16 protein-coding genes and 2 pseudogenes are annotated in these 14,509 nt (G+C 67.8%); 13 read left to right on the top strand and 5 right to left on the bottom strand.

All coding sequences use genetic code 11. The annotated features are described in order from the left end of the window. Positions 1–421: 421 nt before the first annotated feature. Positions 422–1,123, bottom strand: coding sequence for a Crp/Fnr family transcriptional regulator (locus H305_RS0138255; RefSeq protein ID WP_028805104.1), 702 nt, complete (start codon positions 1,121–1,123; stop codon positions 422–424). Between the two features lie 400 nt (positions 1,124–1,523). Here H305_RS0138255 and rpsL point away from each other — a divergent pair, with 400 nt between their 5' ends. The 4 genes from rpsL to tuf all read left to right on the top strand — a co-directional run bounded on the left by rpsL (position 1,524) and on the right by tuf (position 5,872). Further along, complete coding sequence (gene rpsL, locus H305_RS0138250; RefSeq protein WP_003948652.1) at positions 1,524–1,895, top strand: 30S ribosomal protein S12; 372 nt, start codon at positions 1,524–1,526, stop codon at positions 1,893–1,895. Positions 1,896–1,897: 2 nt separating this feature from the next. Next, positions 1,898–2,368 carry a 30S ribosomal protein S7 gene (rpsG, locus tag H305_RS0138245; protein WP_003998848.1) on the top strand — a complete coding sequence of 157 codons (471 nt, stop codon included), beginning with the start codon at positions 1,898–1,900 and terminating at the stop codon, positions 2,366–2,368. Positions 2,369–2,407: 39 nt separating this feature from the next. Then, entirely contained in the window at positions 2,408–4,534 is a 2,127-nt protein-coding gene (fusA, locus tag H305_RS0138240) for an elongation factor G (protein WP_028805103.1), read from the top strand. Between the two features lie 144 nt (positions 4,535–4,678). Next, entirely contained in the window at positions 4,679–5,872 is a 1,194-nt protein-coding gene (gene tuf / locus H305_RS0138235) for an elongation factor Tu (RefSeq protein ID WP_028805102.1), read from the top strand. A 113-nt stretch (positions 5,873–5,985) separates the two neighbouring features. Here tuf and H305_RS0138230 read toward each other — a convergent pair whose 3' ends face one another. From H305_RS0138230 to H305_RS0138215, 4 genes are all read right to left on the bottom strand, one after another. Continuing rightward, positions 5,986–7,224: a cytochrome P450 gene (locus H305_RS0138230; protein WP_028805101.1), complete on the bottom strand. Its 1,239-nt coding sequence runs from the start codon at positions 7,222–7,224 to the stop codon at positions 5,986–5,988. Between the two features lie 72 nt (positions 7,225–7,296). Continuing rightward, entirely contained in the window at positions 7,297–7,893 is a 597-nt protein-coding gene (locus tag H305_RS0138225; RefSeq protein ID WP_028805100.1) for a Uma2 family endonuclease, read from the bottom strand. A gap of 52 nt (positions 7,894–7,945) precedes the next feature. Continuing rightward, entirely contained in the window at positions 7,946–8,896 is a 951-nt protein-coding gene (locus H305_RS0138220) for a DNA-binding protein (protein ID WP_028805099.1), read from the bottom strand. Between the two features lie 260 nt (positions 8,897–9,156). Continuing rightward, on the bottom strand, positions 9,157–9,612 hold the full coding sequence (locus H305_RS0138215) for an ATP-binding protein (protein ID WP_028805098.1): 456 nt from the start codon (positions 9,610–9,612) through the stop codon (positions 9,157–9,159). A 140-nt stretch (positions 9,613–9,752) separates the two neighbouring features. Between H305_RS0138215 and H305_RS0138210 the strand changes: the two genes are divergently transcribed. The 9 genes and pseudogenes from H305_RS0138210 to H305_RS0138175 form a co-directional block, all read left to right on the top strand. After that, positions 9,753–10,601, top strand: coding sequence for a helix-turn-helix domain-containing protein (locus H305_RS0138210; RefSeq protein WP_420708200.1), 849 nt, complete (start codon positions 9,753–9,755; stop codon positions 10,599–10,601). Further along, positions 10,598–10,807 (top strand): DUF397 domain-containing protein, encoded by a 210-nt coding sequence (locus H305_RS0138205; RefSeq protein ID WP_028805096.1) that lies wholly within the window; start codon positions 10,598–10,600, stop codon positions 10,805–10,807. The genes H305_RS0138210 and H305_RS0138205 overlap by 4 nt, the downstream gene beginning before the upstream one ends. Positions 10,808–10,814: 7 nt before the next feature. Then, positions 10,815–11,394: pseudogene (locus tag H305_RS51555) on the top strand (type IV secretion protein Rhs); the annotation flags it as partial. 97 nt (positions 11,395–11,491) lie between these two features. After that, positions 11,492–11,917, top strand: a complete 426-nt coding sequence (locus H305_RS54175; RefSeq protein ID WP_199791519.1) for a hypothetical protein — start codon at positions 11,492–11,494, stop codon at positions 11,915–11,917. Between the two features lie 106 nt (positions 11,918–12,023). Continuing rightward, positions 12,024–12,263: a hypothetical protein gene (locus H305_RS0138190; protein ID WP_028805094.1), complete on the top strand. Its 240-nt coding sequence runs from the start codon at positions 12,024–12,026 to the stop codon at positions 12,261–12,263. A 19-nt stretch (positions 12,264–12,282) separates the two neighbouring features. Continuing rightward, entirely contained in the window at positions 12,283–12,924 is a 642-nt protein-coding gene (locus H305_RS0138185; protein ID WP_028805093.1) for a hypothetical protein, read from the top strand. A 230-nt stretch (positions 12,925–13,154) separates the two neighbouring features. Next, on the top strand, positions 13,155–13,292 hold the full coding sequence (locus H305_RS53685) for a hypothetical protein (protein ID WP_158690653.1): 138 nt from the start codon (positions 13,155–13,157) through the stop codon (positions 13,290–13,292). A 105-nt stretch (positions 13,293–13,397) separates the two neighbouring features. Next, positions 13,398–13,498, top strand: a pseudogene (locus H305_RS56520) (DUF397 domain-containing protein); the annotation flags it as partial. Positions 13,499–13,582: 84 nt separating this feature from the next. Continuing rightward, on the top strand, positions 13,583–14,509 hold a 927-nt coding region (locus tag H305_RS0138175; protein ID WP_028805092.1), incomplete at its 3' end, for a putative T7SS-secreted protein.

Below are 14,509 nucleotides of genomic sequence, written 5' to 3'. Positions count from 1 at the left end.
GGCCACCGGCGCCCAGTTCCGGCCGTCCGGCGTTTCGAGGACGAGGCCGTCCCGGGCCGATACGGAGGTCTGGGGGCGGCAGCCCCCAGGACCACGGGACGGGCAGGGGTGGAGGGGTCGACACACCCCGCTCACACGCTCGCCGGGCCCCTGTACCCGACCGAAGCCGCACGCGCCGGGTATCAGCCCCCGCAGGGGCTGCCACGCGCCGGGTACCGGCACCCGTACGGGCTGCCACGCGCCGGGTTACCCGGCCCCCGCACGAGCCGCACGAGCCGCACGAGCCGCAGGAGCCGCACGAGCCGCACGAGCCGCATGAGCCGCATGAGCCGCACGAGCCGCATGAGCCGCACGAGCCGGGGGGAGCGCCGGCGGCCTCGCCCCCGAGGCCGGACGGGCCGGAGGCCGGGGCAGCCCCTGGTCAGCGGCCGGCGATGCGGCGGAGTACGTCCATGCGGATGATGACCATGGCGCGGCGGCCGGTCACCACCGCTCCCCGTTCGCGGAGCTCCTTGAGCAGGCGCTGGACCATCTCTCGGGAGGCCCCCACGGAGCCGGCGAGCTCCTGCTTGCTGAGGGGGACCGAGAGTTCGATGCCCTCCTCGGTGCGGTGGCCGTTGGTGCGGGCCAGGTCGAGGAGAAGGGCCGCGAAGCGTTCGCGGACGCTCATGGAGGCGAACTCCAGGCGGCGGCGGTCGGCCGCGCGGGTGCGGTCGGAAGTGAGGCCGAGGAGCGCGAAGGAGACGGCGGGCGAGCGGGCGAGGAACTCCGTGAAGTGTTCACGGACGACGGCGACGGTGCGCACCGGCTCCAGCGCGGTGACCGTGGCCGACCGGGGACGCCCGGTCAGCGCGGCGGACTCGCCGATGATGTCGCCGGGCCCGCGCAGCGCGAGCAGCGCCTCGTACCCGTTGGCGGCGGCAGCGGTGACCTTCGTCCAGCCGTGCGTCACGATCAGCACGTGCGAGGACGGCTCGCTCTGGTGCAGCAGAACCGTCCGGGGAACGAAGGAGAGCTCGTGGCCGAGGGCCAGCAGCGCGGAGCGGTCCTCGCCCTCCAGCCGCGCCAGGAACGGCACCCGGTCGTCCAGGCCCTCGTCGCCGGGTAAGTGCGCAGTCGTCATGAATCCCCCGTCCCCCGATCGGCTGCTCGGCCGATGCACAGCAACCGACCAACGTACTCATCCGATGCATGGCGGGTGCAGCGAATCGGGGACATTCACCGGGGGTGACGCCATACGTCAGGGAGAAGCCCGAGCACAAGCGGGAGAAGTCCGGCGTGTCGGGCCCCAGGGCATTTGTTTTGACCGAAGTCCATGAGGTAGGTACGCTCAGACCTTGTGCCTGGGGTGTGCCCTGGCCCTCGTGCGTGCCTTCAACCGCAAGGGGTGCCGTGAGCGGCCACCGTAATCTGCGCCGTTTTCGCCTCACGGCGGAAGTCAGCAGCTTCGACACACCCGACCGCGTGGGTCGGCGATGTTCCAGGTTAGCTTCACCATTCGGCACACAGAAACCGGAGAAGTAGTGCCTACGATCCAGCAGCTGGTCCGTAAGGGCCGGCAGGACAAGGTCGAGAAGAACAAGACGCCCGCACTCGAGGGTTCCCCTCAGCGTCGTGGCGTCTGCACGCGTGTGTTCACGACCACCCCGAAGAAGCCGAACTCGGCCCTGCGTAAGGTCGCGCGTGTGCGTCTGACCAGCGGGATCGAGGTCACCGCTTACATTCCGGGTGAGGGACACAACCTGCAGGAGCACTCCATCGTGCTCGTGCGCGGCGGCCGTGTGAAGGACCTGCCGGGTGTTCGCTACAAGATCATCCGTGGTTCGCTCGACACCCAGGGTGTCAAGAACCGCAAGCAGGCCCGCAGCCGCTACGGCGCCAAGAAGGAGAAGTAAGAATGCCTCGTAAGGGCCCCGCCCCGAAGCGCCCGGTCATCATCGACCCGGTCTATGGTTCTCCTCTTGTCACCTCCCTGATCAACAAGGTGCTGCTGAACGGCAAGCGCTCCACCGCCGAGCGCATCGTCTACGGCGCCATGGAGGGCCTGCGCGAGAAGACCGGCAACGACCCGGTCATCACGCTGAAGCGCGCTCTTGAGAACATCAAGCCGACCCTCGAGGTCAAGTCCCGCCGTGTCGGTGGCGCCACCTACCAGGTGCCGGTCGAGGTCAAGCCCGGCCGCGCCAACACCCTGGCGCTGCGCTGGCTGGTCGGCTACTCCCGCGCCCGTCGCGAGAAGACCATGACCGAGCGTCTGCTCAACGAGCTTCTCGACGCCTCGAACGGCCTCGGTGCGGCCGTGAAGAAGCGTGAGGACACCCACAAGATGGCCGAGTCCAACAAGGCCTTCGCGCACTACCGCTGGTAGTCGCTACCCACATCGAGACCGAGAGAAGACTGAAGCCTTATGGCTACCACTTCACTTGACCTGGCCAGGGTCCGAAACATCGGGATCATGGCCCACATCGACGCGGGCAAGACGACCACCACCGAGCGGATCCTCTTCTACACCGGCGTCAGCTACAAGATCGGTGAGGTCCACGACGGCGCTGCCACCATGGACTGGATGGAGCAGGAGCAGGAGCGTGGCATCACGATCACCTCTGCTGCCACCACCTGTCACTGGCCGCTTGAGGACAACGACTACACGATCAACATCATCGACACCCCGGGCCACGTCGACTTCACGGTCGAGGTGGAGCGCTCGCTGCGCGTCCTCGACGGTGCCGTCACGGTGTTCGACGGTGTCGCCGGTGTCGAGCCGCAGTCCGAGACGGTGTGGCGTCAGGCCGACCGTTACGGCGTGCCGCGTATCTGCTTCGTGAACAAGCTGGACCGCACCGGCGCCGAGTTCCACCGCTGCGTGGACATGATCTCGGACCGCCTGGGCGCCCAGCCGCTCGTCATGCAGCTTCCGATCGGCGCCGAGGCCGACTTCAAGGGCGTCGTGGACCTGGTCCGCATGAAGGCGCTCGTGTGGTCCGCCGAGGCGGCGAAGGGCGAGATGTACGACGTCGTCGACATCCCGGCCACGCACACCGAGGCTGCCGAGGAGTGGCGCGGCAAGCTGGTCGAGGCCGTCGCGGAGAACGACGAAGAGATCATGGAGCTGTTCCTGGAGGGCCAGGAGCCCACCGAGGAGCAGCTGTACGCCGCGATCCGTCGCATCACCATCGCGTCCGGCAAGTCCAACGACACCACGGTCACCCCGGTGTTCTGTGGCACCGCGTTCAAGAACAAGGGCGTTCAGCCCCTGCTCGACGCGGTCGTGCGCTACCTGCCGACTCCGCTTGACGTCGAGGCCATCGAGGGCCACGACGTGAAGGACCCGGAGCTGGTCGTCAAGCGCAAGCCGTCCGACGACGAGCCGCTCTCCGCCCTCGCGTTCAAGATCATGAGCGACCCGCACCTGGGCAAGCTCACCTTCGTCCGGGTGTACTCGGGCCGCCTGGAGTCCGGCACCGCCGTGCTGAACTCCGTCAAGGGCAAGAAGGAGCGCATCGGCAAGATCTACCGCATGCACGCGAACAAGCGTGAGGAGATCGAGTCGGTGGGCGCCGGCGACATCGTCGCCGTCATGGGCCTGAAGCAGACCACCACCGGTGAGACGCTGTCCGACGACAAGAGCCCGGTGATCCTGGAGTCCATGGACTTCCCGGCGCCGGTCATCCAGGTCGCCATCGAGCCCAAGTCCAAGGGTGACCAGGAGAAGCTGGGTGTCGCCATCCAGCGTCTCGCGGAGGAGGACCCCTCCTTCCAGGTTCACTCGGACGAGGAGACCGGCCAGACCATCATCGGCGGTATGGGCGAGCTGCACCTCGAGGTGCTGGTCGACCGCATGCGCCGTGAGTTCAAGGTCGAGGCCAACGTCGGCAAGCCGCAGGTCGCGTACCGCGAGACGATCCGCAAGGCCGTCGAGCGCGTGGACTACACCCACAAGAAGCAGACCGGTGGTACCGGTCAGTTCGCCAAGGTGCAGATCGCGATCGAGCCCATCGAGGGCGGCGACGCCTCGTACGAGTTCGTGAACAAGGTGACCGGTGGTCGCATCCCGAAGGAGTACATCCCTTCGGTCGACGCCGGTGCGCAGGAGGCCATGCAGTTCGGCATCCTCGCCGGCTACGAGATGACGGGCGTCCGCGTCACGCTTCTCGACGGTGCTTACCACGAGGTCGACTCCTCCGAGCTCGCGTTCAAGATCGCCGGCTCGCAGGCCTTCAAGGAGGCCGCGCGCAAGGCGTCCCCCGTGCTCCTTGAGCCGATGATGGCCGTCGAGGTCACCACGCCCGAGGACTACATGGGTGAGGTCATCGGCGACATCAACTCCCGCCGTGGTCAGATCCAGGCCATGGAGGAGCGGGCCGGTGCCCGCGTCGTGAAGGGCCTCGTGCCCCTCTCGGAGATGTTCGGCTACGTCGGAGACCTCCGCAGCAAGACGTCGGGTCGCGCAAGCTACTCGATGCAGTTCGACTCCTACGCCGAGGTTCCGCGGAACGTCGCCGAGGAGATCATCGCGAAGGCCAAGGGCGAGTAACGCACCCCGTTTACACGCTTTAGGCTTGACACCGAACGCCGGGGTTCCGACCCCAAGGAAGAACCCCGGCGGGCGGCACCCCAGCAAAGATCACCCTGGCGCCGATGAGTAAGGCGTACAGAACCACTCCACAGGAGGACCCCAGTGGCGAAGGCGAAGTTCGAGCGGACTAAGCCGCACGTCAACATCGGCACCATCGGTCACATCGACCACGGTAAGACGACCCTCACGGCCGCCATTACCAAGGTGCTGCACGACGCGTACCCGGACCTGAACGAGGCCTCGGCCTTCGACCAGATCGACAAGGCTCCTGAGGAGCGCCAGCGCGGTATCACCATCTCCATCGCGCACGTCGAGTACCAGACCGAGACGCGTCACTACGCCCACGTCGACTGCCCCGGTCACGCGGACTACATCAAGAACATGATCACGGGTGCGGCGCAGATGGACGGCGCCATCCTCGTGGTCGCCGCCACCGACGGCCCGATGCCGCAGACCAAGGAGCACGTGCTCCTGGCCCGCCAGGTCGGCGTTCCGTACATCGTCGTCGCCCTGAACAAGGCCGACATGGTGGACGACGAGGAGATCCTGGAGCTCGTCGAGCTCGAGGTTCGTGAGCTCCTCTCCGAGTACGAGTTCCCGGGCGACGACCTGCCGGTCGTCAAGGTCTCGGCGCTCAAGGCCCTTGAGGGCGACAAGGAGTGGGGCCAGTCCGTCCTCGACCTGATGAAGGCCGTCGACGAGAACATCCCGCAGCCCGAGCGTGACGTCGACAAGCCGTTCCTGATGCCGATCGAGGACGTCTTCACGATCACCGGTCGCGGTACGGTCGTCACCGGCCGTATCGAGCGTGGTGTCCTCAAGGTCAACGAGACCGTCGACATCGTGGGCATCAAGCCGGAGAAGACCACCACCACGGTCACCGGCATCGAGATGTTCCGCAAGCTGCTCGACGAGGGCCAGGCCGGTGAGAACGTCGGTCTGCTGCTTCGCGGCATCAAGCGCGAGGACGTCGAGCGCGGCCAGGTCATCATCAAGCCGGGCTCGGTCACCCCGCACACCGAGTTCGAGGCCCAGGCCTACATCCTGTCCAAGGACGAGGGTGGCCGCCACACGCCGTTCTTCAACAACTACCGTCCGCAGTTCTACTTCCGTACGACTGACGTGACCGGTGTTGTGACCCTCCCCGAGGGCACGGAGATGGTCATGCCGGGCGACAACACTGAGATGAAGGTCGAGCTCATCCAGCCCGTCGCCATGGAGGAGGGCCTCAAGTTCGCCATCCGTGAGGGTGGCCGGACCGTCGGCGCCGGCCAGGTCACCAAGATCAACAAGTAAGTTGATCCGACCTGGCAGCTCCTGACAGAGCTCCTGGAAGGGCCCGTACGACTTCGGTCGTACGGGCCCTTCCGCTGTTTCCCGGCTCCGCCTACCGGGCTTCCCGGCTCCGCCTACCAGGCGATCGGCAGGGCCTGCGGGCCGCGGATCATCGTGCGGCGCCGGAACGGGACCTCGTCCGGGGGCACGGCGAGCCGCAGTCCGGGCAGGCGCTCCAGCAGGGTGTCGAGCAGCAGTTCGATCTGCATACGGGAGAAGACGGCGCCCGTGCAGTAGTGCGGGCCGTTGCCGAACGCCATGTGCGCGCCGGCGTCCCGGTCGACGTCGATGAGGTCCGGATCCGGGAAGACCCCGGGATCGCGGTTGGCGGCCAGGTAGGACACGTAGACCGGGTCGCCCTTGCCGACGCGGACGCCCCCGATCTCGATGTCCTCCAGGGCGATGCGGGGGAGGCCCACCGCGGTGCGGTGCGGGATGTAGCGCAGCAGTTCCTCGACGGCGGCCGGGCGCGACGCGGGGTCCTCGCGCACGCGCTCCAGCAGATCGGGCCGGGTCAGCAGCAGGAAGAACATCTGGCCGCTGTTGCTGGTGAGCGCCTCACCGCCGATCTGCAGCGGGCCGGCGACGCTGACCGCCTCCTCGTGCCGCAGCTCACCGCTCTTCACCGCCGCACCGAGCAGCGACAGCACGTCCTGGCCGTCACTGTCGCCGCGGTCGCGGACGGCCTGCGCGATCCAGCCGAACAGGCCCTCCTTGGCGCGCTCGGAGGCCTCGGCACCGCCCGCGGTGGAGATGATCTCCCGCGTCCAGTCGTGCACCTTGCGGCGTTCGTCGGCGGGGACGCCCATGACCTCGCACACCACGGAGATCGGGAAGGGTTCGAGCACCCGCCCGACCAGGTCGGCGGGCGGCCCGTCCTGCACCATCGCGTCGACCAGCTCGTCGAGCATCTCCTGGGCACGGGGGCGCAGCCGCCGTACCGCGCTCACCGTGTAGGCGGTCGAGGCGGCGCGACGGAGCCGGTTGTGGTCCGGCTGGTCGGCCCAGGCCAGCGCGCCGGGCCGGGGCGCGAAGTGCGGCGCCAGCCGCGTGAACTGCCGTACGGACGCCTCCGCACGGCTGAACCGCGCGTCGTTCGTGATCATCTTGACGTCGTCGTAGCGCGTCGCCAGCCACGCCCAGTCCTCCTCCCCGTGCGGCAGCCGGATCCGGGTCAGTGGCCCCTCGCGCATCAGCTCCGCGAGCACCGGATCGAAGTCCGTCGCGCTCGTCCCGACGTCCGGCCAGTCCCGCACGGGAGGAAGCGACCCCTCGTCGGGCGGGCCGGCCAGGGTGGTGGTGTCTTCTGCCATGGGTCCACGATCGAGTGCCCTGCGGCGCGCTGTCGCGGGGGAGTGCTCCAGACGGATTTCCTACTCCGGGCCTCAGCCCTCCGGGTAGCGCGGCAGGTCCTCGGCCGAGATCGTCCAGTCGGCGATGGTGACGTCCTCGCCGTACACGAAGTCCTTGCGGGTGGCGTAGCGAGGGCCGATCGGTGTCTCGTGGATGTCGGAGAGCACCGCGCCCGAGCCCGTGCGTGGATCGAAGATCACGTACAGCGGAATACCCAGCAGGGGGTAGTCCCGTACTTTGCCTACCCAGTCGTTGTCCGGACTGGAGCAGGAGACGACTTCGACGGCGGCGATGAGCGTGCGGGGGTCGAAGGAGCCGTCCCCCTCCATGTCGGCCTCGGCGATCAGTATCACGTCGGGGTGACGCATGATGCCCTCGGGTACGTCCTCCACGTCCGGTGTGCCCGTGTGAGCCACGAGGTCCTCCGGAATGACCTTTTCGAGGCGTTTCCGGAGGCGCAGCGCGGTGAGTTCGTGCTGCTTCACGGGCGACGCCATGTCGTGGACGATCCCTTCCTTGGTGATCTCGAACTTGCCGGGAAGGGTGTCGTCCATCGACTGAACGAACTCCCGCATCGTCCGGTACAGGTGGTGGGTGTCCCGCCGCGCGTCGTCCGGGGCGATGCTCATGGCGTGCGCTCCTCGTCGTCTCTGCCCAGGGGCAAGGGTCGTCACTTTCAGGCTAGGCGGCCTCCATGACGTCGCGGTCGGTGCGACAGCCGCGGCAGTGGCCCGGTTCGGGGGCTCTGAAAGCGCGGTCGCAGGTGTCGCAGGTCTGGAAGGGCTGCGGGCGGGCCGGGGCTGGACGGCAGGGGGGCGGGAGCAGCTCTGTCAGGCGGTGGGCCAGGAGCGCGGCCGGGTGGCGGAGCGGTTCATGGGGGAGACCCGCGGTCAGCGTGCGCTGCACGGCTTCCGGGGCGGCGCCGCGTTCCAGCCAGGCGGCGACGGCCGGGGCAAGGCGGCGCACGTCGCGCTCGGCGAGCAGCAGGCGGGAGTCGTGGCGGTGCAGGTCGCCCAGAAGGGCGGTGGCGGTGCGGTGGCGGGGAAGGTCTTGGCTGCGGGGTTCGGGGAGTGGGGGCTTGGGACGGCGGGGCTCGGGAGGCGTGGGAGCGGGCGGGGGCGGCGCTTCCGGTGGGGCTTTGGGAGCCGGGAGTACAGGGGCGGGCCCCGCTGGGGGAGCCGGCGCGGGTGTGGGTGCGGGCTCTGGGACCCCTGGGACGGGTAAGCCCTTCGGCTGGTTGTACGACACCGTGTGCGTCACGACCCGGCCGCTGGGCAGACGCTCGCGGCTCCTGGCCAGGTAGCCGTACGCCTCCAGCTCCCGCAGGGCCGCCGCGATCCGGGTCTCGCCCTCGGGAAAACGGTCGGCGAGCGCCTTGATGCCGACGCGGGCACCGGCCGGCAGCGACTGGATGTGGGCGGCGAGGCCGATCGCCGTGAGGGACAGCTCGCGGTGCTGAGCGAGGTGGTTGCCGATGACCGTGTAGCGGGTGGTGTGGCGGACGTTGACGTGCGTCACGCCAGAGCTGGGGCCGGTGCCGGCGGCTGCCGGGCGGCCGGTCACGGTCGGGTCAATCACCCCGGGAACGGGGGACTGGGCGCGCGAGGGCGCGCTAGGGTTTTGCCTGTCCATCGGGAAGCTGCTTTTCCTCGGTGGTCAGGCCCTCGATCGGGATGCCAGTCCCGGCCGGGGGCCGTCGCATGTCTGCGATGTGCAGAGCGATGTGCGGTTGTCGCGGCGAGCATATGCCCGACAACCGGCGCTGAATCCAGCCGAGTTGGTGATCGCCACTCGTACGGGTGACGGGCGGCGACGGGGAGGTCGGTGGGGTTGGGCGGGGGGTTTCCCTCGGGGATTTGAAGACTTGATGTCGCGCCCCGCCGCGTCCCCGTTCACCGTGACGCGATGGACCGCGACCCGGCCGGTACGAGGGTCAGCTCGGCCCAGACGGTCTTGCGCGGGGCGGGCCCGGGCGTCGTGCCCCAACGGTCGGCGAGCGCGTCCACGAGGAGCAGACCTCGGCCGGACTCGGCGTCGGGCGCTGCCGTGCCGACCCGGGGGACTCGGTCGCCCCGGGTGTCGGTCACCTCGATGCGGAGGGTGTCGCCGACGACGTACAGCGTGAGCCGGAAGTCCCGGCCGGGCACGCGCCCATGGGCCGCCGCGTTGGCCGCCAGCTCGGCCACGATGTGCTCCGCCGGTTGCAACGGGAGTTCCCAGGCGCGGAGTTGCTCGGTGGCGAGCAGCCGGGCCAGGCGGGCGCCGCGTGGCGTGGTGGACAGCAGCAGGCTGAAGTTGCGGACGGGTTCGACGAGTTGGGCGGCAGGCCCGGCGGTTTCCTGATTCACGTCACTCAGCGTGGCGGAGCGTGCCTAGTCTGAGCTGCTGTGACGCCTGTGCGTACAGGGATTGTCCGGTGGTTGTCCTGGTCTGTCCTGGCTGTCCTGAGTGCCGTACGGGTACGCGTGGGCGTTGGAGGTGGGTGGGTGTGAGCAGCGAGGGTGTGGACGAGCCCGGGTGGGATGTCAGCCCGGAGGACGAGATCGCTCCGGTGGTGGAGGCGACGGGGCGGCAGATCAGGCTCCGGCGAGAGGCCGCGGGGATGCGCGTCATCGACTTCGGGCAGGCCATCGGGTACGGCGAGGACCTGGTCCGGAAGGTGGAGCGCGGGGCGCGGATTCCGCGGGCGGAGTTCCTGGACAGGGCGGACGAGGTCCTGAACGCGGGCGGGCTCATCAGGGCGTTCAAGGAGGACATGGAGAAGGCTCGGTATCCGAAGAAGGTGCGCGAGCTGAAAATGTTGGAGGACCGGTCGGTCGAGCTGCTGCTGTACAGCAACCACAACATCCATGGGTTGTTGCAGACACCGGCTTACGCGCAGGCGCTGTTTGAGACGCGCCAGCCTGCGTACCCGCAGGACGTGGTGGAGCGTGAAACCGCCGCGCGTATGGGGCGGAAGGCGATCTTCGAGCGGTCCCCGGCTCCCGCGCTCAGCTTCATTCAGGAAGAGGTGACGCTGCGACGCCCGATCGGGGGGAAAATGGTGCTGCGCCGTCAGCTCGAACACCTGCTGGAGGTCGGTCAGTTGCGAAACGTCTCACTTCAGGTCATGCCGACCGACCGAGAGGACCATGCCGGAATGCAGGGGCTGATCGAGGTGCTGAAGTTCGGTGATGGCACGGCGATCGGGCGTTCTGATGGCGCGTTCAACGGCCGCCCGGTCTCGGAGCCGAAGGACCTGCGGATCCTTGAACTGCGGTATGGCATGATCCGGGCCCAGGCTCTCACCCCGAGAGAATCGCTGGCCTTCATCGCGCAAGTGCTGGGAGAGACATGATCCACGGGACCTCGGTCGAGAGCGCTTCCGAGCTGAAGTGGTTCAAGAGCAGCTACAGCAGCAGCAGCGAGGCCGGCGACTGCGTCGAGATAGCCCCCACCCCCACCACCATCCACGTCCGCGACTCCAAGGACCCCCAGGGTCCCCGCCTGGCCCTCGCCCCCACCGCGTGGGCGGACTTCGTGACCTTCGCCTCGGGGAACTGATCACCTGTCCTTCCGCGAACCGGGGCGTCTGATGAGTCAGACGCTGACAGGCTCGCAGAACCGCAGTGTTCAGTGCCGCACGTACACGTACCGTGCCGGTGGCCATGTCACCGCCGTCGACGACCAGCTGGCCGGTTCCCGCCGCTACGAGCTGGACTCGGTCGGCCGCGTGACCGCGGTGCATGCCGCGGATTGGACAGAACGGTATGCCTGTGACGAGATGGGCAACCAAGCGAAGGCGTCCTGGCCGGAGAAACCATCCGGGCGGGGAAGCCACCGGTGACCGCACATAAGCAGGCACTCGCATCACGCGGGCGGGCCGCGTCCGTTATGAACACGACGCACTCGGCCGCATTATCCTGCGCCAGAAGTCTCGGCTGTCTCGCAAGCCGGAGACGTGGGGTTACGAATGGGACGTGGAAGACCGCCTTATCGCTGTCACCACCCCGGACGGGACTCGGTGGCGCTACACATACGATCCGCTGGGGCGGCGTACTGCCAAACTCCGTCCGGCGGAGGACGGCGAAGGAGTTGTCGAGCGCGTCGACTTCACCTGGGACGGCAGGAAAATGTGCGAACAGACGACAGCGGCAATGGCACGATGGGGCGATATCGGGCGTTGGACAAGCTCGGTGGAGACCATCACTTCTTCTATAAGAAGTAACTTCCAGTGGGGTAGGAAGGATGGATGCGGAAATCACATCCCGCTTCCAGAGTGCAGGCCTGGAGGTGATCGGCGGGTGTTCGGGAGGTCGGGGGCCGTCGGTCGCGGAGGCGTTCCGCAGGGTGGTGCATATTGATGCCGAGCCCGTCGATCGAATTCAACGGAATGAAAGCGGTGCTGCTCGGCGGGTTGACGAATTCTGGAAGGATCGCGCACGTAACGGTAGGGTCGTGGCCGACGACGGTTCCTTCCTGGCTGCGGCTGGCATAGATTATGGCTGGGTGCATGTCAGGCTGACGGAGAACACTGATATTTCAGCCATGGAAGACCCAGAGGGAGGGCTTCTCTTCATCGCTCGTTCCATGAGTGGCCACAATGTGTGCGCCGCCAGCACTGAAGAGGGTGAGTATTGGATTCTCGAACTGGAGTTCCCCGAGTTCTCGTAGTCGAACGAGCGCATATCGTGATCGAACTCGGCGACCCTCGTTCCGCGGGTAATTTCTCCCTGGACATCTCGAGGACGCGAAGCAGGCGGGCACGCCGAATGCCGGAGTGTATCTGTCGGACGACTTCAACAGGGTGGCGACGTCGTACGGCCGGGGCGGACACGTGGTGCGGGTCAAGGTGCCGAAGGAGTTCGCTGAATCCGTCTTCCAGCTGGGCGGACCGCGGGACAATCAGCCGGAGTTCTTCGTCAACACCCCCGAAGGGGCACAGATAATGAACGACGGGATCACGGAGATCCTGCCCACCGCAGAAGCGACGATGAAGCATTTCGCGGGCTTGTTCTGAGGTATTCGAGGCTATTTCCATGACGGAAAATCACGCGCCGATCTCGGAGACGGGGCTCGGCTACGACGTGTTCGCGCCGCTGTGGGGGATCCTGGAACTGGGTGTGGTGGCGGAGTCGGGGGCACAGGCCCTGCGGGGCCTCGCGCTCGCCGGCTTCGTGGCGGCTCACCGGAAGGACATCGACGGGCTCCTGGCGATGATCCGGGATCTCGGTGACTTCTCTTCCGAGACGATGGCCATCTTCGAGGAGCAGGGCGGATGGAACGACGGCCGTCAGGTGACGTCCGAATACCTGACGATGTACTCGGGCTGCATCGAGGGATACCCGCCGGAGACCGGCGACCCCGTCGTGCTGCGGCGCATCGTCCGCATGGGGAGCGACCTCCAGCTGGCCACCTTCATGGACGCCCTCGTGGGAACGGCCACGGCGCGAGGTCCGGGCCTCGGCGTCTCGGTGCCGCTCGTCGCCGACGCCGTGCGCATGGCGGGGGCCCTGCTGGGTTTCCACGACGAGCGAGTGGTGCGGGACACCTTCCGGATGTGGCGCGTCAAGTTCCTGCCGGACGTCCTGCGACCCGACTCCCCCTCGGGGGAGTCGGTCAAGGCCGATCTGCGGCTGTACGCCCGCGCGTTGGAAGAACTGGTCGATGAACGGAGCTGATCGCGCAGACGGTGAATCGAGGCTCCGGTGGTCCGCCTGGACGGATCGCGTCTTGAGGGAGGCCGGTCGGCATCCGTCCGGTCGGCGACCATCGCCGCGGGGGAGAGCATCCTCCGCGAGCGGGGCGGCTTTGAGGCGCGTGAGGGCCCCGGAGGTCTCTCGCCGAGTTCGGCGGGCTGGAGAGTATCGGCAGGGATGACGTCACGCTGCCAGCGGAAAGCGCGGACCGGGTGCTGGAGAAGCTGGTCGAGGGAATCGGCACGCCGAGCGAGCTCGTCGGGCAGGACAGCGCGCTGGAGAGCCGGTGGCTGCGGTCCCGGGAAACCGTCGAAGAGGCCTTGCAAGCCCTGCGCGGGCGCCGCTCCTGAGCGGGTGACCGTCGGCACACGGTCAGTGTCCGGGGGCCGGAGAAGCGGGCGACGGCGCGGACGTGATTCGGGTGCGGCCCCCGGGGCCCGGCACCGAACCCGGCAGCCACCATCCACATCCGCGACTCCAAGAACCCCAGGGGCCCCGCCTGGCACTCGCCCCCACCGCGTGGGCGGACTTCGTGACCTTCGCCTCGGGGAACTGATCACCTGTCCTGCCGCGTCCTCAGGCCTGTAAATTCGCTGATGCGTACGACAGTTGGCGATGCGGGCGTGACGGGGGTTGCGGTATGGCGGGGAATCGGCCGGGGGACTGGCATGTCCTGGATCTGGACAAGGACCCGACTCCCGGTGATCCGGATCGCGTGCGCCATCTGGCGAAGAGCCTGCACGACTTCGCGGACGATGTCGGGGAGGCGTTGCGGTCGATCAAGGGGATGGCGGACGAGGATGCGGTCCTGAAGTGGGCGGGGAAGTCTGCGAAGGCGTTCGGGGACGAGTTCTCGGGTGTGCCGAAGCAGTTGAAGAAGCTGAAGAAGTCGTACGAGATGGCCGGGGATGCGCTGGCCGTGTACTGGCCGGTGCTGGAGCGTGCGCAGGCCCTGGCCGACAAGGCTCTCGCCAAGGGCCGTGAGGCGCAGTCCGACCTGTCTTCCGCCAAGTCGCGTCTTTCGTCGGCGGATTCGTGGGTGACGCGGGCGAACAAGGAAGCCGACAAGTACAAGGACGATCCGACCGGCAGCAAGGACAAGGAGAAGCCGGACGAGGCGAAGGTGCGTGCGGCGACGCGGGATGCGCAGCATGCGAAGTCGGCGCAGACGTCGGCGCGGTCGGACGTGACGAGTGCGAACGGTGCGTTGGACGCGGCGAAGAAGATGGCCGAGGACGCGCGGAAGATGCGCGAGGAGGCCGCCCGTACGGCGAAGACGAAGATCGACGAGGCGTCGGACGCGGGGATCCACAACCGCAAGTGGTGGGAGGAGGTCGGGGACTGGTTCTCCGACAACTGGGACACCATCGTCGCGGTGTGCAAGGTCGTCGTCGCGGTGGTCGGGATCATCGCGATGATCATCGGCGGGCCGATCCTCGGCGCGATCGTCCTCGTGGCCGCCCTCGTCGTCCTCGCTGACACGCTCAACAAGTACGCGAAGGGCCAGGCCTCCCTATGGGATGTCGGCTTCGCTGCGCTGGACTGCATACCGGGTATGAAGGGCCTC

It is taken from the genome of Streptomyces sp. 142MFCol3.1, assembly GCF_000424945.1.
In the GTDB taxonomy this organism is placed as follows: Bacteria; Actinomycetota; Actinomycetes; order Streptomycetales; family Streptomycetaceae; genus Streptomyces; species Streptomyces siamensis.
Note: the sequence above shows the minus strand (reverse complement) of the source record. Positions and strands in the feature narration are given on the sequence as shown.